At 73.1% G+C, this 1750-nt stretch carries 1 protein-coding gene; it reads right to left on the bottom strand.

Annotated features, from left to right (window positions below; all coding sequences use genetic code 11):
- Positions 1-1750, bottom strand: a 1750-nt coding sequence (locus ACSVC7_RS32590; RefSeq protein WP_448208752.1) for an Ig-like domain-containing protein, incomplete at both ends; no start/stop codon positions are given.

Below are 1750 nucleotides of genomic sequence, written 5' to 3'. Positions count from 1 at the left end.
CGGGGTTGTAGACCGCGTTGCGCGGCGTGCCGCCGCCCACCAGGGTCAGCGTCGGCGTGCCGCCGGCCACCGTCACCGGCTCGCTCACCCGCACGGTGAAGCTGAGGGTGTCGCCCGGCAGGTAGGTGCCGGCGTCCGGCACCTTGACGCCGACCACCGTCGGGGCCGTGGTGTCGAGGACGATGTCCTTGGCGGCCCCCAGGGAATTCGCGCCGCCCGGCGCCGGCAGGGTGCCCGGAGCGGCGTTGCCGGTCATGTCCTTGATCGTGCCGGCCAGCGCCGCGGTCGAGGCCACGTCCAGGTCGGCCACGGTGTCGCCATCGGCGACCGTGTAGGTGAAGGTCAGCGTGTCGGTGCCCGAGCCGCTGGCGTAGCTGGCCGTCCGGCCGCTGTTCAGCGCCAGCGTCGGCGCGCCGTTCACCACGACCGCCTCGGAGAAGGCGACCTTGATGGTGATCGTGTCGCCGGCCTTGTAGGCGCCGTTGGCGGTGGTGGAGGTCACGCCGGTCACCGTCGGCGCCATCGTATCGACCATGATGCCCGCCCCGCTGCCGACCTTGCCGGCCAGCGACAGGTCGGCCGGGTTGCCGGCCGGGTCCGTGTAGGTGGCCGTGCCCAGCGTGATCCCGCTGACCGTGACGCCGGTGGTGCTGTCGTCGCCGCTCGCCACCGTGTAGCGGTAGGTGACCGCCCCGCCCGTCTGGCCGGCGTAGGCCGCCGACTTGGCGACCCCGCCCAGCGTGAAGGCCAGCGCCGAGCTGCCGGCGTTGGCCAGCGCCAGCGTGGCGTCGTCGAAGGTGACGACGAACTCCAGCACCTCGCCCGCGAGATAGGTCTTGGCGGCCGGCAGCGTCACGCTGGCCACCGTTGGGGCCACGCCGTCCACCTTGACCTGCGCGGTGGACGCGACGCCGTTCAGCGTGGTGACCAGCGCGTTGCCCGCCGCGTCGGTCGCGTTGGGGGCGCTCAGCCCGTTGACCGTGACGCCGTTGCCGTCCAGGTCGCCGGCCTGCACCGTGTAGCTGTAGGTGGCCGTGGTCGCGGTGGAGGAGGCCAGAGTCGCCTGCCGCGTCGCGCTGCCGCCCGCCTGGTCCACGGTCAGCGCCAGCGTGCTGCCCGACAGGCCCGAGACCGCTTCGGGGAAGGTGACCGTGAAGCTCAGCACGTCGCCCAGCTTGTAGGTCTTGTCGGCCGGCGCGCTGACGGAGACGACCGTCGGCGCGGTGCGGTCCACCGTCACCGTATAGGTGGAGGAGCTGTTGCCCGTGTTGCCCGACGCGTCGGTGGTCCGGCTGGTGACCGTGTGCGCGCCGTTGCCGAGGTCGGTGGTCGGCGTGTAGCTCCAGGCGCCGGTGGCGTCGGCCTTGGTGGTGCCGACATCCACACCGTCGATCGTCACCGTCACCGTGCCGTTCGGCTCCGCCGTGCCGGTGATGGCCGGGCGCGCCTTGTTGGTCAGCCCGTCGGTGGTCGAGGTGCCGGTGTCGTCCGCCGTGCTCACCGCCACACCCGTCGGCGCCGCCGGCGGGGCGGTGTCCAGCGTGATGCTCAGCGAGCCGCCGGCCGTGCCGACGTTGCCGGCCACGTCGGTGACGCGCGCGGTGAAGGTCTTGGCGCCGTCGGTGCCCAGGTCGCCCGCCGTCACCGTCAGGTCCACATAGCCGTTGGCGATGTCGGTCGCCGTCAGCGTGCGGGTCACGGGATGGCCGAGCGCGGCCCCGCCCAGCAGCAGTTCCAGCGTGTCGCCCGT

This window comes from Azospirillum mesophilum (assembly GCF_053470405.2).
Note: the sequence above shows the minus strand (reverse complement) of the source record. Positions and strands in the feature narration are given on the sequence as shown.